Consider the following 23,173-nt stretch of genomic DNA (forward strand, 5'->3'; position numbering starts at 1 on the left):
GGCGGACGCGTGGGCGTGAGGCCGGGGTGGGCGTGCGGGCCGGAGCACGGGCCCGCGTGCGGGTGGCGTGAGGCAGATCCAAGGATCCTGCCTCAGCGCCCCGGGCACGACTCGTCACCCGCCGCCTCACAGCGCGAGCTCACACGCCGCGCGGCAGGGACTGGAGCCGGAACCGATGCGGGATGCCCCCGGGGAGGCGACGGTGCGCGCGGCCGTCCTCATGACCGCTCCGACCGCCCTTGCCCTCTGGAGTACGACCTACCGACCCCGGCGCACCCGGGCACACCGCAGCACAGTCCACGGCGCACAGGGAACGGGCCGCCCACCGGATCTCTCCGGCGGGCGGCCCGTTCCTGTGTCCCGGCGCGTCTCAGCGGACGCGGCCCGGGTGGTGTCCTGCGAGGATCACTTGTCCTCGGCGGACTCCTCGGACTTCTTGGCTGCCGCGGACGTGGCCGACGTCGCCTTGGAGGCGGCGGGCTTCTTGGCGGCCGTCGACTTCGACGCGGTGGTCTTGGTCGAGGCGGACTTCGACGCGGTCGTCTTGGAGGCGGCCGTCTTCGAGGTCGTGGACTTCGCGGCGGTCGTCTTCTTGGCGGCGGTCGAGGTGGTCGACTTCGCGGCGGTGCTCTTCTTGGCCGGAGCCTTCTTCGCCGGGGTCTTCTCCTCGCCCTCGGCGTCCTCCGCCGCGGCGGAGGACTTCGAGGCGGTCGCCTTGGTGGCCGGAGCCTTCTTGGCCGGCGCCTTCTTCGCGGGGGCCTTCTTGGCCGGCGCCTTCTTCGCGGGAGCCTTCTCGGCCTCCTCGCCCTCGGCGTCGGCATCCGCCTCGACGGCGTCGGCCTTGGTCAGACCCAGGTCGAGCACGTCGCCGGCGGTGTTCTTCACCGTGATGTCGGCGAGGGCCACGTCGAGGGCCTTGGAGCGCTGGGCCTCGGCGAAGACCTGCTCGAGCTGGCCGGACTGGGCCAGCATCGAGATGAGCTGGTTGGGGTCGATGCCGTACTGGGCGCCGAGCTGGCTCAGGTAGGACATGAGGTCCTCCTGCTCCACCTGGACCTCGCGGGTCTCGTTGAGCGCGTCGAGCACGAACTGCGCACGGATGCCGGAGATCGTGTCCTCGCGGATCTCCTCGGCGTGCGGGTCGCCGGGCTCCTTGCCCTCGTTCTCGAGGTGCTGGGCGATCTCGTCCTCGACGAGCTGATCCGGCACAGGCAGGTCGAGGTCCGCGACGAGCTTGTCGAGGAAGGCGTTGCGGGCCAGGGCCACACGGTTGCCCTCGGCGTCCTTCGCGGCCTGCTCCTTGAGGTCGGCCTTGAGCTCGTCGATGGTGTCGAACTCGGAGGCCATCTCGGCGAACTCGTCGTCGGCCTCGGGCAGCTCGCGCACCTTCACGCTCTGGGCGGTGACGGTGATGTCCGCGTCCTCGCCGGCGCGGTCGCCGCCGGCGAGCTTCGAGGTGAAGGTCGTGGTCTCGCCGCCCGACAGGCCGATGAGCGCCTCGTCCAGGCCGTCGAGCATGTTGCCCTCGCCGATGTGGTACGACACGCCCTCGACGGACTCGACCTCCTCGTCACCGACCTTCGCGGTCATGTCGAGGGAGACGAAGTCGCCGTCCTGCGCGGGACGGTCGACGCCCACGAGGGTGCCGAAGCGCTCGCGCAGAGCGTCCAGGCGCACCTGGACGGCGTCGTCGTCGACCGTGGGCTCCTCGATCTCGACGACCACGTCGGAGAGCTCGGGGAGGGTGAACTCGGGGCGCACGTCCTGCGCGACCGTGAAGTTCAGGTCACCGGCGTCGGTGCCGTCCAGGCCCGGGATCTCGGTGACCTCGACCTCGGGACGCCCCAGCGGGCGGATCTCCGACTCGGTCGCGGCCTTCTGGTAGAACTCCGGGAGGGCGTCGTTGACGGCCTCCTGCATGATCGCCGGGCGACCGAAGCGCTGCTCCACCAGGCGCGTGGGGACCTTGCCCTTGCGGAAGCCCGGGATCTGCACCTGCTCGGCGATCTTCTTCGTTGCCGCCTCGACGGCCGGCTTCAGCTCGTCGAACGGCACAGCGACGGTGAGCTTCACCCGGGTCGGGCTGAGCTTCTCGACTTCGGTCTTCACGTGCAGGTCTCCCTGAGGTCTATCGGTGTTCTGGACTTGTCCGGTGGCGCCGCCCCGGCGACTCGGCACGGTGGCGACCCAGCCGCGGGTCGGGGTGACAGGATTTGAACCTGCGGCATCCCGCCCCCAAAGCGGGTGCTCTACCAAGCTGAGCTACACCCCGGAGGGCAACCCACCAGATCCTACCCGGTCGCCCCTGCACGCTCCCGGCCGCGTCCGGCACCTGTGATGGGAGACATGCCATCGGGGACCGGGCCGAGGTGCGCCCGAGCCCGCACCTCTGGTCTAATAGGGGCGGCCGCACACGATGCAGCGCACGTCCGACGAGCCTCTGGGCTCCCGAGGATCCGATGTTCGACAGCACCCGAAAAGGGTGCCGGGGAACAGCATCTGCGCTGGTCACGCGGGCGTAGCTTAATGGTAAAGCCTCAGTCTTCCAAACTGATGACGCGGGTTCGATTCCCGTCGCCCGCTCCAGAGGCCCCGCCTCCGCTGCGGGACGCCGAAGAGCCCCGGACCGTTCGGTCCGGGGCTCTTCGCATGTCGTCGCCTCGACGATCATCGGCTCGCTGCGGCCGTCGGCGCTCGCGAGGCCGTCGGGAGGATCCCGTGCCGGAATCACCAGGTTTTCGGCACGGAATCGTCCCGAATGTCGCTGCCGGTCACTCCGCCGCGAGCAGCGGGACCGCGGCTTCCGGCGTGTACGAGAGGAACGTGATCGACTCCTGGAAGTAGAGCGTCACGGTGTCCGCATCGTGCGAGTCGTAGCCGATGGAGACGTCCTGGCCGATGGTCAGCTCGAAGTCTCCGCCGCGGCGCGAGAGCAGCACGCCGCCCTCGATCGCGGGGGCCCACACGATCGGCCCGTCGAGCACGCGCCGGAGGTGCTCGATGATCGGGTATCCGTGATTGGTGGTCTCGTTGACCTCGCGGTAGGCGTCCGCGCTGAGGGCGAGAGCGTACGGGCCGTCGATCGATTCCAGGCGCAGCGCCGTCATCGCCTGCGAGACGGCGTCGGGATAGTCCCGCACGTCCTCGGGCAGCGTCCGGGCGAGGGACCGAGCGCCGGGCGTGATCCCCGTGACGCGCGCGGCCTCCAGACCGTTGAACACGGCGTGGTCCTCGGCGAGCGCGATCGTGCGGGCGGCGTCGACCACGGGATCCCAGTCGGGATCCTGGGCGCCGCGGTCGACGTCGTCGATCGCCTCCCGGCTGATGGTGAAGGGGACCGTGAGCTCGGTGAGCGGCTGGGACTCGCGCAGGCTGCCGCGCACGCCCTCGAGGCCGAGGTCGACGCGGCGGCGATGGCCGGTGGTGACCGAGGCCAGGTCGAGGCCGTGGGGGCCGCTCACGTCGACCAGGCGCCGCCCGGCGACATTGCGGCGGAACGAGCGCTTCGCCTCGTCCTCGATGTCCTCCCATGCCGCGGTGGAGATCGGCGCGAGCTCGCGATGCAGGTTGTTCATGGCGTCTCCTTCGTCCCGGTGGTGCCGGGGTTGTGCGGGGCGGAATCGTGCGGGGCGGGAACTCGCAGGTCTGGATCGTGCCGGGCAGGATCGTCGGGGCCCGGATCATTCGGGGCGGCGGGCGCGAGCGAACCGATGCGCAGGGACCCCTCGGCGGGGTCCAACGGGGACGGGTCCGACAAGGCCGGGTCCGACGGGGCCGGGTCCGACGGGGACGGGTCCGACGGGCCGGTATCGGGGGCGCCGGCAGCGGGCGTGGCGTCATCGTCGTCCCCCTCCCCCGGCGCCGACGGGATGTCGTCGAGGAAGTCGAGGGTGGGGACGAAGAAGTGGGTGCCGGTGAGCGCGCTCGAGAAGTCCAGGAGCCGGTCGTGGTTCGTGCCCTCGGGGTCGCCCAGGAACATGTTGCGCAGCATCTGTTCGGTGACGTCGAGATCGCGCGAGTAGCCGATGCAATACGTACCGAACTCGTCGGCCGCGGCGCTGCCGAAGGGCATGTTGTCGCGCACGATCTTCAGCTGCGTGCCGTCGACATCCTCGATGACGGTGAGAGCGGTGTGGGAGTCGGCGGGCTTGGTGTCGTCGTCCATCTCGACGTTGTCCCACTTGTGGCGGCCGATGGCATCGGCCTGGTGCTCGACGGTGAGCTGCTCCCAGCCCTCCATGTCGTGCACGTACTTCTGGACGGTGACGTAGCTGCCGCCGGCGAAGTCGGGATCGGCCTCCTCGTCCAGGAGCACGAATCCCTGCGCCTCGCGGCCCTCGGGGTTCTCGGTGCCGTCGACGAAGCCGATGACGTCGCGGGAGTCGAAGTAGCGGAACCCGTGGACCTCGTCCTGCACGGTCGTGTGCGGCCGCAGCCGGCGCATGAGCTGGCCGGCGAGCTCGAAGCACATGTCCATGCGGTGGGCGCGAATGTGGAAGAGCAGGTCGCCGGGGGTCGACGGGGCGTCGTGGACCGTCCCGGACAGGGCGGGGAAGGTGTGCAGCCCCTGGGGGACCGGCCCGGAGAACAGGCGGGACCAGGCGCGCGCGCCGATGCCGACGACGCACCCGAGGTCCGCCGCGACGATCCGCGAGCGCACGGTGCGCAGGGTCCCGGTATAGCCGTCGAGGACCTCGCGCACGCCGTCCTCGCCGCCCTCGTCGATGGTCAGGACCAGGAAGATCGCCGACTCGGTGAGCGGTCGCAGGATCCGCTGCGGGATCGGTGCGCTCGGATCGTCCACGTGCTGCGTCCCCCTGCTCGTCGACTGCGGGTCGGGGCCGGTCCAGCGGCTCCGCGGGAGCATCCGCGCCCGGGCGACCGCGGGTCCTGCCCCCGGCCGCGGAGCGGTGCTCCCCGTCCTGCTCTCAGGCTAGACCCTCGGGCGGCAGCCGCATGCAGGTTCGTCCGACGGCTGCCGATGCCCACGCCGCGATGACCGAATCCCGCTGGCGCCGCTGGTGCGCAGGGAGTTCACTGGGGGCATGCACGAGATGACGGACGACGAGCGCTTCGCCGCGATCCGGGCGCGCGATGCCCGCTTCGACGGCACGTTCTTCACCTGCGTCCGCTCGACGGGGATCTTCTGCCGCCCCTCCTGTCCGGCGCGCACCCCGGCGCGCGCGAACGTCGAGTTCGCGCCGTCTGCCGCGGCGGCCGTCGAGGCCGGCTTCCGCGCCTGCAAGCGCTGCGGGCCGTCGGCCCCGCCCGGTTCCCCGGACGAGGACCCCGCCGGCGATCTCGCGCGCCGCGCACTGCGGCTCATCGACGGCGGTGCCCTCGACGACGGCTCGGTGCCGCGGCTCGCCGCCCGTCTCGCGGTCTCCGAGCGCACGCTGCACCGGACGCTCATCGCGCGCACCGGCGCGAGCGCCCTCGCCCACGCGCGCATGCGCCGTGCCCGGCGCGCCCACGACCTCGTCGTCCAGACAGACCTGCCGCTCGGGCGGGTCGCCTTCGCGGCGGGATTCGGCAGCGAGCGGCAGCTGCACGACACCTTCACGCGGGTGTTCGGGCACGCGCCCTCCGTGGTCCGCGAGCGCGCCGGGGCGAAGGGACGCCCGGCCCTCCCGGCCGTCGCCGGCGCCCACGGGCCCGACCGCGACGCGGCCGCTGTCGACGACGACGCCGCGCATCTGCGGGCCCGCCTCGCCGTCCGCCTCCCCTTCGACGGCGACGGGCTCGCGCGCTGGTTCGCCGCGCGCGCCGTCGCGGGCGTCGACGAGATCGTCCGGGGGGACGACGGGCCGGACGCCGTATCGCATCACGCAGATCGTGCCCCCGCTCCCGAGGACGGCGCCGCGGGCACCGCGGGCATCGGGAACGCCTCCGGCGCCCTCTGGCGACGGGCCGTGCGCCTCCCCCACGGCCCCGGCGTGCTCGAGGTCGCGCTGCCCGCGCTCACCGGGCGCGGCACGGCGCAGCTGCCGGCCACGATGCATCTGGCCGACGTGCGCGACTACGGCGCGGCCGTCGGCCTCGCGCGCCGCATGCTCGATCTGGACGCGGACCCCGTCGGCATCGACGCGTCGCTCGCCCGTGCGCTGCCCGTGCTCGCCCCGCTCGTCGCTGCGCGGCCCGGGGTGCGTCTGCCCGGACTGCCCTCGCTCGCGGAGGCGCTGATGTGGGCGATCGTCGGCCAGCAGATCACGGCCGCCCAGGCGCGCGACCAGATCGCGCGGGCCACCGATCTCGCGGGCGAGGCTCTGCCCTCCGCCCTGCACGTGGGCGGCGTGCACCGCGTGGGCCCGGTGCCCGAGGACGCCGCCGCCCGGGCCGAGGAGTGGTACCGCGGCCCCGGCGCCCGCCGCCGCGCGCTCGTCGGGGCGCTCACCGCGACGCCCGACGCCGACGCCCTCGACCCCGCCGCGCTGCACGCTGCCGTCCTCGCCCTGCCCGGCGTCGGTCCCTGGACGGCCGGGTACGCGCTGCTGCGCGGCACCCGCGGGAGCGACCTCGCTCCCCCGCGGGACGTCGCCCTGCTCGCCGCCGCCCGCGACCTCGGCATCGCCGACGACCTCGACGACCTCCCCGTGTCCCTCGCACCCGCCGCCCCCTGGCGCTCGTACGCGAGCCTGCACCTGTGGCACCACGCCGCCTCCCTGCCGCCCGCCCACCGCACCCGAAGGACACGCACCTCATGAACAGCACCGCGCAGAACAGCACGACGCAGAACGACTCCTCGCGGCACCTCGCCGTCGAGACCCCCGTCGGCCGCTATCTCATCGCGGCCCGCCGCACGGCCGACGGCGACGCCGTCACCGGCGTCTGGCGCGAGGCCCAGGCGCACTTCCCGCGCGCCGAGCGCCTCGGCACCCACGTGACCGGGAAGGATCCGCTGCTCGAGGAGGCCTCCCGCCAGCTGCTCGACTTCCTCGCGGGCACTCGCACCGTGTTCGACGTGCCGCTGCGCCTCGAGGGCACGGCCTTCCAGTGCAGCGTGTGGGAGCAGCTGCGCCGGATCCCCTTCGGCGACACCACCACGTACGGGTCGCTCGCCCGGCAGATCGGCTCGCCGCGCGCCGCGCAGGCGGTCGGCGCGGCCGTCGGCGCGAACCCGATCTCGATCCTCGTGCCCTGCCACCGGGTGGTCGCGGCCGACGGCTCCCTCACCGGCTACGCGGGAGGCATCGGCACGAAGGAGGCTCTGCTGCGCATCGAGGGCGTGCTCGGCGCCTGAGAGCCTCACATCGCGCCCTGCGCGACGGGCCGGTGCCCGCGTGCGAGCATGTCCCCATGTCCACGCAGATGAGCTCGGCCAGCACCCCAGATTTCGCCTTCCCCGTCGCCGCCCGCTACGCCGGGATGGCCAGCTCGCCGCTCAAGGACATCTTCTCCCTCGCCGCGCGGCCCGACGTGGTCTCCTTCGCCGGGGGCATCCCCGACCCCTCCCTGTTCGCCCTCGCGGACATCGCCGAGTGCTACGACTGGGTGCTGCGCGAGCGGGGGACCCGCGCCCTCCAGTACGGGGTGAGCGAGGGCGAGGCGGAGCTGCGCGAGCAGGCCGCGCGCCGGCTCTCGCGCGAGCTGCCCACCGACGCCTCCCAGATCCGCGTCACCTCGGGGTCGCAGGAGGGGCTGTTCGTCGCCGCGGAGGCGCTCATCGAGCCGGGAGACGTGGTGCTCGTCGAGTCCCCCACCTACCTCGCCGCGGTGCAGGCCTTCGCGGTGCACGGGGCGCGCATGGTGGGTGTGGCCACGGACGACGGCGGCGTGCTGCCCGATGCGCTGGACGCCGCGATCCGCGCGCACCACCCGCGCCTGGTCTACCTGATCCCCACCTTCCAGAACCCCACCGGGCGCTCGATGTCCGCCGAGCGCCGGGCACAGGTCGCGGACGTGCTGCGTCGCCACGACGTCCCGCTCATCGAGGACGACCCCTACGGGGAGCTCTCCTTCGACGGGGAGCGCTTCGCGCCGATCGCCTCCGAGCCCGGCATGTCCTCGCGCACCCTGCTCATGAAGTCGATGTCGAAGCTCATGAGCCCGGGTGTGCGCATCGGCTGGATCCGGGCCGAGGGCCCGATCCTGGACACCCTGGCCGTCGCGAAGGCAGCGATCTCCATGCAGTCCTCCGTGGTCGACCAGCTCACCGTCGCCCGCTACCTGGAGACCAAGGACCTCGACGCGCACGTCGCGAAGGTCATCGAGGTCTACCGGGAGCGACGGGACGCGATGGCCCGCGCCCTCGCGGGCCGGCTCCCCGGGGGCGCGCACGTCACGCGGCCGCAGGGCGGCATGTTCCTGTGGGCTGCTCTCGGCGAGGGCTGGGACGCGCAGGACCTGCTGGCCGACGCGGTCTCCGCAGGCGTCGCCTACCTGCCCGGCTGGTCCTTCTTCGCCGAGGACGCGGACCGCTCGACGATGCGTCTGAGCTTCGTCACCCACTCCCCCGAGGTGATCGCGGACGGCGTGGGCCGTCTGGGAGAGGTCATCGCCCGCCGCGGCTGAGCGCCTGCACGCGTCGGCGCGCATCGCTCGCGAGCAGCGCCCCGGCGACCGCCCAGAGTCCGAACGCCCACGTCCAGGACACCCCGAGGGCGAGGAACAGCAGGCCCGCGGCGAGCAGCGCGCACAGGATCGCGTCGGCCTGCCAGGCGACGAGCGGGAGGATCGAGGCATCGCCCTGCGGCGTCGGGATCGGGGTGGCGAGCGCGAGGGGCATCGGCCCCTTGGCGGCGTCGCGCGCCCGTCCGACGATCATCAGCGGCACGAGCGCCGGGGCGAGCACGACGGCGAGCGCCCCGCCGGCGCCCGGGACCGGGTCCGGGCCCGTGTCCGGGAGCACGAGCACCCCGAGGCCGGAGCCGAGCACGCTGAGCAGGCCGATCACGAGCAGGGGCGCGAGGGAGTGCAGGAGGACCTGGGCACCCACGCCCTGCGCGAGCAGGCGCGGCGCGCCGAGGGACTCGATGCCCTGGCGCAGCCCGTCGACGAACACCCCGCTCGCGCTCCACAGCAGGAGCGCACCGAGCACGAGCGCCGTGAACCCGAGCGGCCCCATCAGCACCCGGGCGGCGACCAGGAGGATGCTCGCGGCGAGGACGCCGAGCACGCCGAGGACGAGCCGCTCCGGGGTGCGCACGAGCGCTACCAGATCACGCCGCAGGTAGAGGCCGACGAGTCCCGCGCTCCGCGTGCCCGTCCGCACGGCCGGCAGGCGTCGGCCGGCCGTGGGCCGCACCCGATAGGTGCCGGCGGCCGCCGCGAGGTCACCGCTGCGCGCGCTCGTGAGCGCCGACTCCCAGCGCGCGGCCTGCTCGAGCAGCACCGTGCCGCGCACGCGGTCGAGCGCGGGAACGCACAGGATCGACACGAGCAGCCCGAGGACGAGGACGGCCAGCGCCGCTACCCACGGGACGCCCATGTCCGCTCCCCCGACGGGATACGCGAGGGCGAGCAGGCGCCGGACCACTGCGCCGCCGCGCACCGTCCCGAGCACCGCGCCGACGGCCCCGAGGCCGAGCACGAGCGCGAGGATCCGGCGTCCTGCCCCGGGCAGGACCTGCCCGGCGAGCCACGCGCCTTCGAGGAGCGCCGTCGTGCCGAGGCCCGCGATCCCCAGGGCGACCGCCCCGGCCGGGCTCGTCGACCCTCCGAGCACGAGGACCCAGCCGATCACGCCTGCCAGCACGAGCAGTCCGATCGCGAGCGCCGCGCCCGTGCGGGCGAAGGGCCGCACAAGGGCGGTGCGCCGCGGACGGTGCGAGGAGGCGAGGGTGACCACGAAGAAGGGCGGCAGCACCGCCGGTCCTCGGCTCGCCCCCAGCAGGACGAGCAGTCCCGCCGCGAGGAGCAGCCCTGCGGTCACGAGGCCGCCCGCCGCGGGCGCGGAGATCACCGGGAGCACGTCGGGCCGGGCGAGCAGGAGGCCGAGCTCGCGCAGCAGCGGCACGGCGATCACGAGGATCGTGATCACGACCAGGTACAGGAGATAGGCGAGGTCGAGGGCGCCGCGGGCATTCGCGCGTGCGGCCCAGACCCGTGCGACGGCGTCCTTCGCGGCACGGTCCTGCGCGGCGAGGTCCTGCTCGACGGCGTTCTGCACGGCGGGATCCCGCGAGGCCGGGTCGGCCATCAGCGCGCCCCGTCCGCGTCGCCGTCGTGCGCGGTCCCACCGGCGTCCGGGCCGTCGTCCTCCGTGTCCCCCGCGAGCTCCACGGTCTTCGTGGCGAGGGCCTCCGCGAGGCGGGGGCTGTGGGTCGCGACGACGATCGCGGCGCCGCCCTCCGCGCGCCGGGCGAGGGCGTCGATCACGCGCTCCAGACGGTCGGGATCCAGACGCTGCTCGGGCTCGTCGAGGGCGAGCACCCGGGAGGGACGGGCGAGGGAGAGGGCGATCGCGACGAGCTGGGACTGGCCGCTCGAGAGCTCGTGCGGATACCGGCGGGCGAGCGCGGCGATGCCGAGCTCCTCGAGCAGCGAGTCGGAGACCTCGCCGGCGGCGCGCGGCCCGCTGCCCCAGGTGGCGGCGACGAAGCGCAGGTGCTCGGCGATGGTGAGGTCGCGCGCGGTCATGGGAGGGCCGATGAGGGCGGCGAGGGCGCGGCGGAACTCCCGGTCGCGGTCATCCGGCGACCTGCCCGCGATGCGCACCCTCCCCGTGGTCGGCGCGAGCAGGCCGGCGAGCACGCGCAGCAGCGTGGTCTTGCCCGCGCCGTTGGGGCCGCGCAGGGCGAGCACGCCGCCGGCGTCGACGGACCCGGTCGCGTCGTCGAGCATGAGCACGTCGTCCTGGAGGACGGCCACGTCCTCGAAGAGCACGAGCGGGGACGGCGAGGTGCTCGGGGTGCGCGGCATGCACCGATGGAACCTCATGGGGGCCGTCCCTCGCATCCGACGATCGTCGCCCGCGCTCACCCTCGCCGCGGTTCGGGGGCGGGCGTGTGCCGCGGCAGCACCCGGGCGAGCCAGGCCCCGCCGCCGAGGCAGAGCACGCCGCTCGCGATCGACGCGGCGGCCACCGGCGCCAGCAGGGTGATCACGGTGACCAGCAGCGGGGCGGTCAGCCGGCCCACGCCGATCATGGTGTTCCACCAGGCCAGGTACCTGGTGCGTCCGTGCACCGGGGAGACGTCGATGCCGAGCGTCATCACGATGCCCGAGCCCAGGCCGTTGCCCAGCGAGATGAGCAGGCTCGGGATCAGCAGGGCGAGCACGGCGACGGAGCCGCCGGTCGTGCCCGCGCGCAGGGCGAGCACCCCCATGAGCACGAAGCCGGCGCCCATGATGAGCGAGCACGGCACGGCGACGGCGGCGCGGCCGAAGCGGTCCATGAGCACGCCGGCCGGCACCACGAGCGCGATGTCGAGGACTGCGGAGACGCCGAAGATGACGGAGATGGTGGTGGCGTCGACCCCGAGGACGGCGCCGAGCAGCGGGACGATCGTCGGCCGGTTCACGCGCGCCATCATCAGCGGGGTGATGCCCAGGCCGACCACGAGCATGCGGGCGAGCACCCCGCGGGTCAGGCGCGAGCGGGCGGCGCTGCGTCGGGGAGCATCCGCCCGGGCGGGAGCGACGCGGGCGCGGCCGTCGGCCGCGCCCGCGCGCGGTGCCCGTCGGCCCTCGCCCGGCACCATGAACACCGCGACCATGATCGTCGCCGTCCCGCTGAGCACCGCGAACAGGGCGAAGACCCAGCTCTCGTGGCCCAGCGCCGTCACGCCCGCGCCGAGCAGCGGGCCGACGACCTGCCCGATGCGCACCATGCCGCCGAACAGGGTCATGCCCCGGGCGCGGATCGCCGCGGGCAGGGCCCCTCCGAGGTAGGACTGACGCCCGAGCGCCCACACCTGGGAGCTCGTGGCCATCACCACGAGCAGCACGACGAGCATGATGCGGTGGACGAGCGTCGGCCCCTCGGCGAGCCCGCGGCCGATGACCACGAGCGCGACGATGTTCGTGACCACGAGCAGCAGGCCCGTGCCCACGAGCGCCCTCTGCGCGCCCACCCGATCCATGAGACGGCCCGAGGGGATGGGGCCGAGGACCGCGGCGATGCCGAAGACGAGGGTGATCGCGGCGGTCATCGGCACCGAGAAGCCGAGCGCGAGCGCGAGCAGCGGGATCACGGGCAGCAGCGCGTTGCTGCCGGAGGCCTCGATCAGGGTGGGTGCGTACACCGGGCCGACGAGGGAGCGGACCACGCTGCGGGCGTCTCCTCCTCCGAGCCTCTCGGGGGCGGAGGAGGAGCGCGATGTCACGTCCCTACTCTCCCATCGGACCGTTCGCCAGGGCAAAGACCGTCCATCCGTGCGGGAGGGCGGGGAGGGCCGGGAGTGTCCGGTGGCGGGACATCCGCATGTCTCCCCCGGGATACCGTGGCTCCATGAGCAGCGCGCGCCCCGACCCCACCACCGGCCACCCTCGGATCGCGGTGTTCGGGGCCGACGGGCTTCTCGGCGAGGCCGTCGCGCGCGACGCACTGCTGCGCTCCCTCGAGGTGGTGAGCGCCGCCGAGGACCCCTCGCGACTCGCACGCATCTCCCCCGCCCAGATGCTCGTGCGCATCGACCCGGGCGACCCGGTCGGCCTGCTCGACGCGCTCGAGGGCGCGGACGCCGTCATCCTCGCCCTCGATCCCGACACCGCCGCGGCGGGCGGCTCCGGGACCGCGGGCCCCGGCGCGGACGATGTCGACCTGGTCATGAGCGTGATCCGCGGGATGCGCCGACGCCACGTCCCCCGACTCGTCGCCTCGTCCTCGCTCGCCCTGCACGGCGACCCCGCGGCACCGCGGGTGGACCGCTCGCTGCGCCGAGTGCTCGGGGAGCTCGGGCGCGAGCTGCGCGGAGCCGCGGACCCGGCTGCGCGCGCCCGCGATCTGCGCCGCTGCGAGATGCTCGTGGCGGGCAGCGGCCTGGACTGGACGCTGCTGCGCGCCGGCCGGCTCACCGACCTGCTCGGCACGCGCTCGCCCCGTCTGGTGCGGGCCGACGGCGCGGCGGCCGATCCGCAGGACCCGCGTACCCGCGCGATCCCGCGCGAGGACCTCGCCCGGGCGCTCGTGGACCAGGCGCTCGTCGCGGGTGATGCGCGCGCCCGGGTGCGGGCGGTCGCCGTCGACTCCTGAGCCGGGCGCGTCTGCTCAGACGGCGGCGGGGCTCGCCCCGCCGTAGGCGGCGGTGGTCGCGATCTCTCCCTGCCGGGCCTGGTCGGGGTCGGTGCCGGCCGCGGTCGAGGCGGCGGCCCAGCGGATCGACCAGGCGCGCACGAACCCGCGCCCCTCGTCGCTCGCGAGCCACTGCGGCGTGGGCAGCGGGACGGTGCGGCCGCACATGTCCTCCCAGCCGCGGCTGAAGGCCGCGAGGCCGAGGAGGGCGAGGTCCCAGCCGACCGCGAGCGCACCGGGCCCGAACTGCGCGAAGACGCCCGGGTCCATGGCGGTGGTGTGCACGAGCTCGAGGGACGTCGAGCCGTCGTCCACGGGGTCCAGCCGCAGCAGCAGATCGTCCTGTCGGCCCTCGTACTCCCAGGTGAGGTGGAGGGCATGGGGCGCCTCGACCTCGAGCACGCGGCCGCTCGCGGCGGGCGCCCGGAAGCTGCCTCCCTCGCGGAGGTCCCCGGTGACCGGCCCGTACCACTGCACGAGCTGCGCGGGATCGGCGAGCAGGGGCCAGAGCCGCACGGGCGCCGGTGCGAGATTCGTCGAGAGGGTGGAGGTGACGCCGAACGCGTCCTCGCCGGGGACGATGTCGAGGGTCCTTCGGACCGCGTCGACGAGAGGGGCTGCCGCGGAAGCGGTCATCCGTGCTCCTTGCAGGGGAGAGGCTCGAGGGGTGGGGCGCCGCCGTGACGCACGGCGACCAGATCGTACGCCGGACGCGAGGCGACCCGCCAGGGTCCGGCGTCCGGTGTGCACGACCCGCCGCGCGCACGTCACATCCTCGACATGCGGCGGTCCATCCGCGGTCGGCGGCGCGCGTGGATCTAGCATGGAGCGCGTGCATCCGAGCCCTACGCCCCAGAGCCCGCCGCCCGCCCCGCCCCGGGGCTCCTCCCCGCAGAGCCTCCCCGTCCACCTCTTCGATCTGGACGGCGTCATCACGCCCACGGCCGAGATCCACATGGCCGCGTGGGCGGAGATGTTCTCCGAGTTCCTCGCCTCGCGCGGGGTCGCCGAGCCGTACACCGACGCCGACTACTTCGCGCACGTCGACGGCCGCCCCCGCTACGACGGGGTGCGCGAGATGCTCGCCTCGCGGGGCATCACCCTGCCCGAGGGCGCGGCCGACGACCCCTCCGACCAGGCCGAGGGCGAGGAGACCATCCGGGGCCTGGGCAACCGCAAGAACGACCGGGTGCTCGAGCTGATCCGACGCGACGGCGTCGCCCCCTATGCCGGCACGGTCGCCTATCTCGACGCGCTGTCCCCTGCCGCGCGCCTCGCGGTGGTCTCGAGCTCGCGCAACGCCGAGGAGGTGCTCGTCGGCGCCGGCCTGCGCGAGCGCTTCGAGGTCGTCGTCGACGGGAACGTCGCCGAGCACGAGGGGCTGCCGGGCAAGCCCGCCCCCGACACCTTCGTCCACGCCGCGCGCCGCCTCGGGTTCGAGCCGACCGACGCGGTGGTCTACGAGGACGCCGTCTCGGGCGTGCGCGCGGGCGCTGCGGGCGGCTTCGGCGCGGTCGTGGGCGTGGACCGCGGCGCCGGCCGCGAGGCACTCGCCTCCGCCGGGGCCGACCTCGTGGTCGAGGACCTCGACCAGCTCATCCCGAACCCGCCCGTCCCCAGCGAGGAGCGCGCATGAACCCCCGCGACGTGATCACCGGCGACCCCGTGGACCGCCAGCACCTGCCCGTGGACGAGTGGCGGCTGGTGGAGTCCCGGCCCGGCGGAGACCTCGGCCAGCTCGAGACCCTGTTCACGGTCGCCAACGGATACCTGGGCATGCGCGGCACCTCCGAGGAGGGCCGGCCGGTCCACGCCCACGGCACCTTCATCAACGGCTTCCACGAGACCTGGCAGATCAACCACGCCGAGTCCGCCTTCGGCTTCGCCCGCACCGGCCAGACCATCGTCAACGTGCCGGACTCGACGGTCATGAAGCTCTACGTCGACGACGAGCCCCTGCTCGTGGACACCGCGGAGCTCGAGACCTACGAGCGCGCGATCGACTTCCGCGACGGCACCCTGCGCCGCGACCTGATCTGGCGCACGCCCGCGGGCAAGCGCATCCGCGTGCGCACGAGCCGGATGATCTCGTTCACCCACCGCCATCTCGCGCAGATGACGATGGAGCTCGAGATGCTCGACGGCAGCGCCCCGGTCGCCGTCTCCTCGCAGATCATCAACCGCCAGGACGGCAGCGACGACTTCGGGGTCCACGGCAAGGCCGCGCAGAAGGACGACCCGCGCCGCACCACGACGTTCGACCACCGCGTGCTGATCCCCCACCAGGACTGGCACAGCGAGCGCCGGATGCTGCTGGGCTACCGCACCGCGGACTCCGACATGTCGCTCGCGATCGGCGCGGACCACAGCGTGCACTCGGACCTCGAGGTCGAGCAGCTGGTCTCCACCGAGCCGGACCAGGGCAAGCACGTCTTCCGCACCCAGATGGTGCCGGGCTCCACCCTGCGCATCACCAAGGCCGTGTCCTACCACTCCTCGGCGTTCCTGCCGGTGCGCGAGCTCTTCGACCGCTGCCGCCGCACCCTGGACCGGGTCCGGCAGGACGGCCTCGCCCACTTCGAGGCCGAGCAGCGCTCGTTCCTCCAGGACTTCTGGGACCGCACCGACGTGCGCATCCCCGGCCATCCCGTCGAGCAGCAGGCCGTGCGCTGGTGCCTGTTCCAGCTCGCCCAGGCCACGGCCCGGGCCGACGGGCTGGGCGTGGGCGCGAAGGGCGTCACCGGGTCCGGCTACGAGGGCCACTACTTCTGGGACACCGACGTGTACGTCGTGCCGTTCCTGACCTTCACCTCGCCGCGATGGGCGCGCAACGCGCTGCGCTTCCGCGTGGACCTGCTGGACAAGGCCCGCGAGCGGGCGCGCGAGCTCAACCAGCGCGGCGCCCTCTTCCCCTGGCGCACGATCAACGGCGACGAGGCCTCCGCGTACTATGCGGCGGGCACCGCCCAGTACCACATCGACGCGGACGTCGCCCACTCCCTCGCCCAGTACGCGGACGTCACCGGGGACCTCGAGTTCTACGACCGCGAGGGCATCGAGGTGCTCGCCGAGACCGCGCGGATGTGGGCGGACCTGGGTTTCTGGCGCAGCCACGGCGACGACCGCCACGAGTTCCACATCCACGGGGTGACCGGCCCGGACGAGTACACGACCGTGGTGAACAACAACATGTTCACCAACGTGATGGCGCGCTTCAACCTGCGCCGTGCGGCCGAGGCCGTGCACTCGCTGCGCGAGCGCAACCCGGTCGAGTACGAGCACCTGGTCGCGAAGATCGATCTCGACGAGGCCGAGCCCGCGCAGTGGGAGGCGTGCGCGGAGGGCATGCACGTCGGCCGTGACGAGGCCTTCGGCATCCATCCGCAGGACGACTCCTTCCTCGACAAGGAGGTGTGGGACCTCCCGGCCACCCCGCCGGAGGCGCTGCCGCTGCTGCTGCACTTCCATCCGCTGGTGATCTACCGCTTCCAGGTGCTCAAGCAGGCCGACGTGGTGCTCGCGCTGTTCCTGCGCGGCAGCGAGTTCACGCTCGAGGAGAAGCGCGCGGACTTCGAGTACTACGACCCGATCACCACCGGCGACTCGAGCCTGTCCTCGGTCGTGCAGTCGATCGTCGCCTCGGAGGTGGGCCACCACCGCGCGGCCCTCGACTACTTCCACGCGGGACTGTTCGCGGATCTCGCGAACCTGCACGGCAACACGGCGGACGGCGTGCACATCGCCTCCGCGGGCGGGGTCTGGAACGCGCTCGTGCACGGCTTCGGGGGCATGCGCCAGGACGACGGCGCCATCAGCTTCGACCCGCGCCTGCCCGCCTCCTGGCCCGAGCTCGTCTTCCCGCTCACCGTGCGCGGATCGCGCGTCACCGCGCGCGTGACCCAGGAGCGCATCGAGTTCACCCTCGAGGACGGCCCCGAGATCGAGGTCTCCGTGCACGGGCAGGGCGTGCGGATCACGGCCGAGGGCGCGGGCGTCGACCTCGAGGACCAGGGGCCGCGGCTCGACGACACCGATCTCAGCGAGCCCGTGGGCCTCGGGGACCGCCGGGCCGACGGCTCGATCCTCACCTCCTCGGTCCCGGCGGACCCGGACTCCCCCTGGGAGTTCCCCGTGGTCACCGAGGATCCGGACGGCCGGCACGAGGAGCAGGAGGCGTCGGCATGAGCTCTGCCGCGCGGGCCCGGGGCGCGCGCCCCGTCGGCCCGCGGCGGTGAGGGGCAGGGCGCGCCGGGAGGTCACGGTCGACCGGCCGCGGCTGAGCATCTGGCACGTGCTCGACCGCGTGCGGATCCGCCTGATCGACATCCAGGTGTGGGACGTCGCCGGGACCATGACCTTCTACATGCTGCTCTCGGTGCTGCCGGCGGCGATCGCCATGATCTCGATGGTCTCCATGCTGGGCTTCCAGGAGCGCACCGTCGACACCCTCGGCGACCTGCTCACCGAGGTGTTCCCGAGCGTCGACCCCGATCCCTACGAGCGCGCTCTGCTGGCGCTGTCCACGACCCGCGGCGGCGTGGTGGGGCTGACGCTGGGCACCCTGGGCGCGCTGCTCTCGGCATCCAACGGGATGGCCGCCTTCCACCGCGCCCTGCACCACGTCTACGACACCCGCGAGGGCCGGCCGTTCCTGTGGTTCCGCACGATCGTGTTCGGCGAGACGGTGCTGGCCGTGGTGATGGTGCTGATGATCGCCGGCGTGGTGACCGTGGGCGGCGAGGCCACGCAGCGCGTCGGCGAGCTCGTGGGGATCCCGCGGATCGCCTTCGACGTGTGGAACGTCGTGAAGTGGCCGATCCTGCTGGCGATCCTCATCGTCCTGATCTCCCTGGCCTACTACCTGTTCCCCAACGTGAAGCTCCCGCGGTACCGGGTGATGACGGTCGGCTCGACCCTCTCGGTGCTGCTGCTGTTCGGCGCCGCCCAGCTGCTGGGCCGCCTGACCGGGGAGCTCACGCGGATCTCCGACCTGCTGCCCGCGCTGAACGGCGCGATCGGGATCCTGCTGCTGCTGTGGCTGGCGAACATCGTGATCGTCGCCGGCGCCGCCCTGGACGCCGAGCTGCTGCGCGCCCGCCAGATCGCCTCCGGGCTGCCGGCCTGGCACCACCTGGCCCTGGAGACCCACGCCTCCCACTCCCTCGAGTTCCTCGCCGGGGTCGCCGACCACAACGAGCAGGTGGGACGGCAGGTCAGCGAGGCCGCGAACAGCGGGGAGCCGCTGCGCGCGCCCCGCAGCGCCGCGATCGTGGACGCGCGCAGCCCCTTCGCGATCAACCCTCCCCGCCGCAGCGCCGTGCACACGGGGCCCGAGCAGCCCGTGCCCGTGATCGCGCGCCCGGCGGCACTCGCCCCGACGCCCGCCGAGCACACCCCGACGCGCCCGAGCGCGCCCTCCGCCTCAGGGGCCGCCTCAGGGTCCGCATCCGAGACTGCGCCCGCGGACGCATCCCAGCCCCCGTCCCCCGCCGATACCCCCGCAGACCCTTCAGGAGACCGTCCGTGACCGTCCGCCCCATCACGATCCTCGGCCATCGCGCCCTCGAACGACCCACCCGACGGGTCCGCGAGGTCACCGAGGACATCCGCACCCTGGTCGCCGACATGTTCGAGACCAACGACGCGGCCGACGGCGCGGGCCTCGCCGCGACCCAGGTCGGGGCGCGCTGGCGGATCTTCGTCTACGCGTGCGAGGACGCCGCGGGCGTCGAGCGCCGCGGCGTGGTCATCAATCCGCGCCTCGAGCGCTTCGGGAAGCTGGTGCTGGACGAGGAGTCGATCGAGGGCTGCCTGTCCGTGCCCGGACTGGGCTGGCCGACGGCCCGCTTCACGGGCGCCCGCGTCACCGGCATCGACCTGGAGGGGGAGCCTGTCGAGGTGAGCGACGAGGGCGGCGTCCTCGCGCGCTGCCTCCAGCACGAGACCGATCACCTCGAGGGCACGCTCTACCTCGACCGCCTCTCCCCCACTGCCCGCCGTGAGGCGCTCGACGCCGTCACCGCGCGCGGCTGGCGTGCCCGCGGCCTGCTGACGTGGGATCCGCGACAGCTCTCGGCCGACGAGGTCTGATCCCCGCCCCACACCGGCCCGCTGAGTATCCTGGCGGGCATGGATCGCCGCCCCTGCCTCTCCCGCCGCCGCGCCCTGGGCGCGCTCGCCCTCGGCTCCTCCGCCACGGCCGGCCTCGCCGCGTGCGGGCCGGATGACGAGGGCTTCGGCAATGCGGACCCCGTGCAGGCCTCCGACGATGCGGTCGCGCTCTCCGAGATCCCCGAGAACGCGACCACGCTCGTGAACTTCGGGGGCCAGGAGCCCTACGTCGCGATCGTGCGCGGCTCGGGCGGCGACGTCACGGCCCTGTCCGGCTACTGCACCCACCAGGGCTGCGCGCTGGCCGTCGGCCACGACGGCGCCGAGCTCGACTGCCCCTGCCACGGGTCGCGCTTCGACGCCTCCTCCGGCGACGTGCTGCGCGGACCCGCCGCCGATCCGCTGCCGGAGGTCACCGTGGAGGTCGACGGCGACAACCTCAAGCGCGTCCGCTGAGCGCGATGGTGCCCGAGACCGCCCCGTCCCACCGTCCCCGCCGCGACGTCGTCTCCTTCGTGCGCCGCGGGACGCGGCTCTCCCGCAGCCGCCAGGAGGCCTGGGACCGCCTCGCCGACGACTACGTCCTGGACATCGCCCGCGGCGAGCGCGACACGGTCCCCGCTCCCGGTGCGCGCCTCGACCCCCGCGGGGTCTTCGGCCGCGACCGGGCCGGGGCCGTCCCGCTCGTCGTCGAGATCGGCAGCGGCCAGGGCGAGAACATCGCCGCGGCGGCCGCCGCGCATCCCGAGCGCGACCATCTGGCCTTCGAGGTCTATCTTCCCGGCATCGCGCAGTCCCTGGACCGCATCGAGCGCGCGGGCTCGCCGGGCAACGTGCGCCTCGTCCCGCTGGACGCGCTGCACTCCCTGCCCACGCTGCTGCCCGCGGGTTCGATCCGGGAGCTCTGGATCTTCTTCCCCGATCCCTGGCACAAGTCCCGCCACCACAAGCGGCGCCTGGTGAACCCGCCCCTGCTGGACGCCGTGCTGCCCCTGATGTCCGAGGGCGGCGTGCTGCGCCTGGCGACGGACTGGGCCGAGTACGCCGTGCACATGCGCACGGTCCTGGACGCGGACCCGCGCCTGCGATCCCTGCACCCGGGCGGTCCGCGGCCCGCCGGGGAGCCCAGCGACACCGTGCCCGAGGAGACTCCGGAGCAGGGCTGGGCGCCCCGGTTCGAGGGCCGCGTGCTCACGAGCTTCGAGCGCAAGGCGCTCGACGCGGGCCGCCTGGTCTGGGATCTCGCGTACGAGATCCGCGGATCGCGCCCGGAGCCGGGCTACCCTGACCCGGAAGCGCCCGCGCCGGGCGCCTGATCCCGTCCCGCGGACGCACGACCGACCCCGTCGGCCCCTCCTCGCACCCTCGCCCCGCGCACGCAGCGCGGGCCCGATCCCGCTCCCCCGCCGCCCGTCGGCCCGACCCCGGAGGACCTCCCCATGAGCGAGCCCGACATCGACCTGCCCGGCGACTGGGAGCAGGACGGCGACACGCACCCGCCCCGCCGCCGCAGGCGACGCGCGCTGCTGATCATCCTGCTGATCCTGGTGGTGCTGATCGCCGTGGTCGGCATCATCGCCGGCCGCTACCTCGCCTCGCTCAACGGCTCCTACGAGAAGCGCACCACGGTGAGCATCGACCGCGGTGCCTCCGACGGCGACCGGCCCGAGGACGCCGGCGGGGAGAACATCCTGCTGCTGGGCTCCGACAAGCGCAATGCGGAGGACGCCGCCGCCGAGCACGTCTCGGGGCAGCGCTCGGACGTGATGATGCTCGTGCACATCCCCGAGGACCACAGCGGCGCCTACGTCATGTCGTTCCCGCGCGACCTGTACGTGGACATCCCCGGCCACGGCAAGGACCGCATCAACGCGGCGCTCGCCTTCGGCGGGGTGCCGCTCGCGGTGAGCACCGTCGAGGACTTCACGGGCACCCGCATCGACCATGCCGCCCTCATCGACTTCGAGGGCATCCAGGGTCTCGTCGATGCGCTCGGCGGCGTCGACGTGCAGGTCAGCCAGGACTTCGAGGCCGACGGCACCACCTTCACGAAGGGCTCGATGCACATGGACGGCGAGACCGCCCTGACCTTCGTGCGACAGCGCAAGGCGTTCTCCGACGGCGACTTCCAGCGCAACCGCAACCAGCAGGCGCTGCTGCAGGGGATCGTCTCCGAGCTGCTGAGCCGGGACACGCTGTCGAGCCCCTCGAAGATCTCCGAGACCGTCGACGTGATCTCCCCGTACCTCACCACGGACGACGACCTCACCGGCAGCGCCCTGGTGAGCCTGGGGCTCTCCATGCGCGGCATCCGGGGCGACGACATCCACTACCTGGGCGTGCCCCACGGCGATCCCTACACCACCTCGGGCGGCGCGAGCGTCGTGGCCACCGAGGACGAGGACACCAAGGCCCTGCGCACCGCCCTGAAGGACGACACCATGGACGAGTACTTCGCCGACCACGAGGGCGAGTACTAGGACCGGCGCGGGCGCTCGGGCGGGTGCCGGGGCGAGCACCGAGGTCGCGCAGGTACCATCGGACCGTCCCCGACATCGACCCCACACCGAGCAGGAGGCTCACGTGCCCAACCCATTGGTGAAGATCGCGATGACCGGTGCCTCGATCGCCGCCGGCATCGTCGGCCAGAAGGTGATCACCGCGGTGTGGAACGCCGTCGTCGACGACGACGCCCCCACGAACAAGAACATCAAGCGCTCCGCCAAGGAGACGAAGGCCGCCCGCAAGGAGGCCAAGAAGTCCGGCGCCTCCAAGCAGGAGGTCAAGGCGATCACGGACCCCGAGAACGAGCGTCCCGCCTGGCAGATCATCGTGTGGACCCTGCTCACGGGGGTGGTCCTGCAGGCGATCCGTCAGGCCGCCCGCAACGGCACCGAGGTGGGGGCGCGCAAGATCACCGAGCGCCGCCCGCGCGCGAACCGCGGCTGAGCGGGCGCGCGGCTGAGCGCCTCCGCGGCGCCTGCCACCGCGACCCGAGCCCCCGCGACATGCAGAACGGGGCCCCGACCAGTTCGGTCGGGGCCCCGTTCTGCATGCTGTGCGCCGCGTCGGCGCGCTCACTCACTCCTCGTCGGGATCCCCCAGCGCGCCGCGCGAGTCGAGGGTGTCGCCGGTGACCAGGAAGCCCACGCGGCGCACGAGCGAGACGGCATGGTCCCCGATGCGCTCGTAGTAGCGGGCGAGCAGGGTCAGGTTCATGACCTCGGCGCTCGAGTAGTCGTCGTTGCGGGCGATCGAGCGGTAGATCTCGGACTGCAGGGAGTCGAGCTCGTCGTCGTCCTTCTCGACCTGCGCGGCCAGCGCCAGATCGTTGTCGCTGATGACCTTCGCGCTCGAGGTCACGGCACCGAGGGCGAGCTCGCCCAGGCGCTGGAACTCCTCACGATGGCGCTCGGGCACGCCCAGCTGCGGGTGGCTGCGGCGGGCGACGATCGCGATGTGCGCGGAGAGATCGCCCATCCGCTCGATGGTCGAGCTCATCCGGAGTCCGGCGACCAGCAGGCGCAGGTCGCTCGCGACGGGCCCCTGCCGTGCGAGCAGCTCGATCATCTTCTCGTCGATCTGCATCTGATCGTCGTCGATGTGCGAATCGGCGGCGATCACCCTCTCCGCCAGGGCGAGATCCCCCTCGAGCAGCGCCGTCGAGGCGTCCGCGAGCCCCGACCGGACGAGCTCGAGCATCTCGACCAGATCCTCGACCAGGTGTCGCAGGTCGCTCCTGTAGGCCTCGCGCATGTGCCCCTCTTCTCCTCATGGCCGTGGTGGCCGTATGCCCGTCGTGGCCGTCCGGCCGTCGCGGCCGTCCCGGCGGTCGTGCCGACGGGACGCGTGCGTGCTGACGTCCGATGGTCGCAACCCTATGTGAAC

20 protein-coding genes and 2 tRNA genes are annotated in these 23,173 nt (G+C 73.4%); 13 read left to right on the plus strand and 9 right to left on the minus strand.

The annotated features are described in order from the left end of the window. Positions 1-405: 405 nt before the first annotated feature. Complete coding sequence (tig, locus tag FHG10_RS03950; RefSeq protein ID WP_152352056.1) at positions 406-2,109, minus strand: trigger factor; 1,704 nt, start codon at positions 2,107-2,109, stop codon at positions 406-408. An 89-nt stretch (positions 2,110-2,198) separates the two neighbouring features. Next, a tRNA-Pro gene (locus FHG10_RS03955) sits at positions 2,199-2,272 on the minus strand. Between the two features lie 240 nt (positions 2,273-2,512). Here FHG10_RS03955 and FHG10_RS03960 point away from each other — a divergent pair. Then, positions 2,513-2,586, plus strand: a tRNA-Gly gene (locus tag FHG10_RS03960). Between the two features lie 185 nt (positions 2,587-2,771). Here the strand turns inward: FHG10_RS03960 and FHG10_RS03965 are convergent. Next, positions 2,772-3,575: a family 1 encapsulin nanocompartment shell protein gene (locus FHG10_RS03965; RefSeq protein ID WP_152352057.1), complete on the minus strand. Its 804-nt coding sequence runs from the start codon at positions 3,573-3,575 to the stop codon at positions 2,772-2,774. Next, positions 3,572-4,804, minus strand: a complete 1,233-nt coding sequence (locus FHG10_RS03970) for a Dyp-type peroxidase (protein WP_227488020.1) — start codon at positions 4,802-4,804, stop codon at positions 3,572-3,574. The genes FHG10_RS03965 and FHG10_RS03970 overlap by 4 nt, the downstream gene beginning before the upstream one ends. Before the next feature lie 241 nt (positions 4,805-5,045). Here FHG10_RS03970 and FHG10_RS03975 point away from each other — a divergent pair, with 241 nt between their 5' ends. The 3 genes from FHG10_RS03975 to FHG10_RS03985 are packed head-to-tail and all read left to right on the plus strand — an operon-like array spanning position 5,046 to position 8,511. Then, positions 5,046-6,704 (plus strand): DNA-3-methyladenine glycosylase 2, encoded by a 1,659-nt coding sequence (locus tag FHG10_RS03975; protein ID WP_152352059.1) that lies wholly within the window; start codon positions 5,046-5,048, stop codon positions 6,702-6,704. Next, a complete protein-coding gene (locus FHG10_RS03980) occupies positions 6,701-7,240 on the plus strand; it encodes a methylated-DNA--[protein]-cysteine S-methyltransferase (protein ID WP_152352060.1) in 540 nt (179 codons plus the stop codon). The genes FHG10_RS03975 and FHG10_RS03980 overlap by 4 nt, the downstream gene beginning before the upstream one ends. Before the next feature lie 56 nt (positions 7,241-7,296). Then, entirely contained in the window at positions 7,297-8,511 is a 1,215-nt protein-coding gene (locus FHG10_RS03985) for an aminotransferase-like domain-containing protein (protein WP_227488021.1), read from the plus strand. Here FHG10_RS03985 and FHG10_RS03990 read toward each other — a convergent pair. From FHG10_RS03990 to FHG10_RS04000, 3 genes are read right to left on the minus strand one after another with little or no spacing between them, the layout of a single operon-like run. Further along, positions 8,492-10,138, minus strand: coding sequence for a hypothetical protein (locus FHG10_RS03990; RefSeq protein ID WP_152352061.1), 1,647 nt, complete (start codon positions 10,136-10,138; stop codon positions 8,492-8,494). The genes FHG10_RS03985 and FHG10_RS03990 overlap by 20 nt on opposite strands. Continuing rightward, positions 10,138-10,896: an ABC transporter ATP-binding protein gene (locus tag FHG10_RS03995; protein ID WP_406565150.1), complete on the minus strand. Its 759-nt coding sequence runs from the start codon at positions 10,894-10,896 to the stop codon at positions 10,138-10,140. Before FHG10_RS03995 ends, FHG10_RS03990 begins: the two co-directional genes overlap by 1 nt. A 20-nt stretch (positions 10,897-10,916) precedes the next feature. Next, positions 10,917-12,266, minus strand: coding sequence for an MFS transporter (locus FHG10_RS04000; RefSeq protein WP_227488022.1), 1,350 nt, complete (start codon positions 12,264-12,266; stop codon positions 10,917-10,919). Positions 12,267-12,391: 125 nt separating this feature from the next. Between FHG10_RS04000 and FHG10_RS04005 the strand changes: the two genes are divergently transcribed. Next, the gene (locus FHG10_RS04005; RefSeq protein ID WP_193636191.1) at positions 12,392-13,135 is read left to right on the plus strand and encodes an NAD(P)-dependent oxidoreductase; all 744 of its coding nucleotides are present in this window, start codon (positions 12,392-12,394) and stop codon (positions 13,133-13,135) included. Between the two features lie 15 nt (positions 13,136-13,150). Here FHG10_RS04005 and FHG10_RS04010 read toward each other — a convergent pair whose 3' ends face one another. Beyond that, on the minus strand, positions 13,151-13,810 hold the full coding sequence (locus FHG10_RS04010) for an SRPBCC domain-containing protein (RefSeq protein ID WP_152352064.1): 660 nt from the start codon (positions 13,808-13,810) through the stop codon (positions 13,151-13,153). 283 nt (positions 13,811-14,093) lie between these two features. Between FHG10_RS04010 and FHG10_RS04015 the strand changes: the two genes are divergently transcribed. The 8 genes from FHG10_RS04015 to FHG10_RS04050 all read left to right on the plus strand — a co-directional run bounded on the left by FHG10_RS04015 (position 14,094) and on the right by FHG10_RS04050 (position 22,234). After that, the gene (locus FHG10_RS04015) at positions 14,094-14,810 is read left to right on the plus strand and encodes an HAD family hydrolase (RefSeq protein ID WP_264674028.1); all 717 of its coding nucleotides are present in this window, start codon (positions 14,094-14,096) and stop codon (positions 14,808-14,810) included. Then, on the plus strand, positions 14,807-17,359 hold the full coding sequence (locus FHG10_RS04020) for a glycoside hydrolase family 65 protein (RefSeq protein WP_152352066.1): 2,553 nt from the start codon (positions 14,807-14,809) through the stop codon (positions 17,357-17,359). Before FHG10_RS04015 ends, FHG10_RS04020 begins: the two co-directional genes overlap by 4 nt. A gap of 106 nt (positions 17,360-17,465) precedes the next feature. After that, positions 17,466-18,701, plus strand: coding sequence for a YihY/virulence factor BrkB family protein (locus tag FHG10_RS04025; protein ID WP_227488024.1), 1,236 nt, complete (start codon positions 17,466-17,468; stop codon positions 18,699-18,701). Then, a complete protein-coding gene (def, locus tag FHG10_RS04030) occupies positions 18,698-19,264 on the plus strand; it encodes a peptide deformylase (RefSeq protein ID WP_152352068.1) in 567 nt (188 codons plus the stop codon). Before FHG10_RS04025 ends, def begins: the two co-directional genes overlap by 4 nt. Positions 19,265-19,303: 39 nt before the next feature. Next, the gene (locus FHG10_RS04035; protein ID WP_152352069.1) at positions 19,304-19,741 is read left to right on the plus strand and encodes a QcrA and Rieske domain-containing protein; all 438 of its coding nucleotides are present in this window, start codon (positions 19,304-19,306) and stop codon (positions 19,739-19,741) included. A gap of 5 nt (positions 19,742-19,746) precedes the next feature. Then, positions 19,747-20,601 carry a tRNA (guanosine(46)-N7)-methyltransferase TrmB gene (gene trmB, locus FHG10_RS04040; protein WP_152352070.1) on the plus strand — a complete coding sequence of 285 codons (855 nt, stop codon included), beginning with the start codon at positions 19,747-19,749 and terminating at the stop codon, positions 20,599-20,601. Positions 20,602-20,724: 123 nt separating this feature from the next. Continuing rightward, positions 20,725-21,765, plus strand: a complete 1,041-nt coding sequence (locus tag FHG10_RS04045) for an LCP family protein (protein ID WP_152352071.1) — start codon at positions 20,725-20,727, stop codon at positions 21,763-21,765. Positions 21,766-21,868: 103 nt separating this feature from the next. Continuing rightward, positions 21,869-22,234, plus strand: coding sequence for a DUF4235 domain-containing protein (locus FHG10_RS04050; protein ID WP_152352072.1), 366 nt, complete (start codon positions 21,869-21,871; stop codon positions 22,232-22,234). 132 nt (positions 22,235-22,366) lie between these two features. On the opposite strand, the gene phoU is transcribed toward FHG10_RS04050, so the two are convergent. Further along, positions 22,367-23,041: a phosphate signaling complex protein PhoU gene (gene phoU / locus FHG10_RS04055; RefSeq protein ID WP_152352073.1), complete on the minus strand. Its 675-nt coding sequence runs from the start codon at positions 23,039-23,041 to the stop codon at positions 22,367-22,369. Between the last annotated feature and the right edge of the window lie 132 nt (positions 23,042-23,173).

The sequence above is a fragment of the Brachybacterium subflavum genome, assembly GCF_009299795.1.
GTDB lineage: Bacteria > Actinomycetota > Actinomycetes > Actinomycetales > Dermabacteraceae > Brachybacterium > Brachybacterium subflavum.

Excerpts from the sequence above, each read along its gene's own strand:
- phoU (WP_152352073.1), bottom strand. The coding sequence starts at position 23,041 with ATGCGCGAGGCCTACAGGAGCGACCTGCGACACCTGGTCGAGGATCTG.
- FHG10_RS04010 (WP_152352064.1), bottom strand. The coding sequence starts at position 13,810 with ATGACCGCTTCCGCGGCAGCCCCTCTCGTCGACGCGGTCCGAAGGACC.
- FHG10_RS03990 (WP_152352061.1), bottom strand. The coding sequence starts at position 10,138 with ATGGCCGACCCGGCCTCGCGGGATCCCGCCGTGCAGAACGCCGTCGAG.
- FHG10_RS03985 (WP_227488021.1), top strand. The coding sequence starts at position 7,297 with ATGTCCACGCAGATGAGCTCGGCCAGCACCCCAGATTTCGCCTTCCCC.
- FHG10_RS04005 (WP_193636191.1), top strand. The coding sequence starts at position 12,392 with ATGAGCAGCGCGCGCCCCGACCCCACCACCGGCCACCCTCGGATCGCG.
- trmB (WP_152352070.1), top strand. The coding sequence starts at position 19,747 with ATGGTGCCCGAGACCGCCCCGTCCCACCGTCCCCGCCGCGACGTCGTC.
- FHG10_RS03975 (WP_152352059.1), top strand. The coding sequence starts at position 5,046 with ATGCACGAGATGACGGACGACGAGCGCTTCGCCGCGATCCGGGCGCGC.
- FHG10_RS03980 (WP_152352060.1), top strand. The coding sequence starts at position 6,701 with ATGAACAGCACCGCGCAGAACAGCACGACGCAGAACGACTCCTCGCGG.
- FHG10_RS04035 (WP_152352069.1), top strand. The coding sequence starts at position 19,304 with ATGGATCGCCGCCCCTGCCTCTCCCGCCGCCGCGCCCTGGGCGCGCTC.
- FHG10_RS04045 (WP_152352071.1), top strand. The coding sequence starts at position 20,725 with ATGAGCGAGCCCGACATCGACCTGCCCGGCGACTGGGAGCAGGACGGC.
- FHG10_RS04020 (WP_152352066.1), top strand. The coding sequence starts at position 14,807 with ATGAACCCCCGCGACGTGATCACCGGCGACCCCGTGGACCGCCAGCAC.
- FHG10_RS03965 (WP_152352057.1), bottom strand. The coding sequence starts at position 3,575 with ATGAACAACCTGCATCGCGAGCTCGCGCCGATCTCCACCGCGGCATGG.
- FHG10_RS03995 (WP_406565150.1), bottom strand. The coding sequence starts at position 10,896 with ATGCGAGGGACGGCCCCCATGAGGTTCCATCGGTGCATGCCGCGCACC.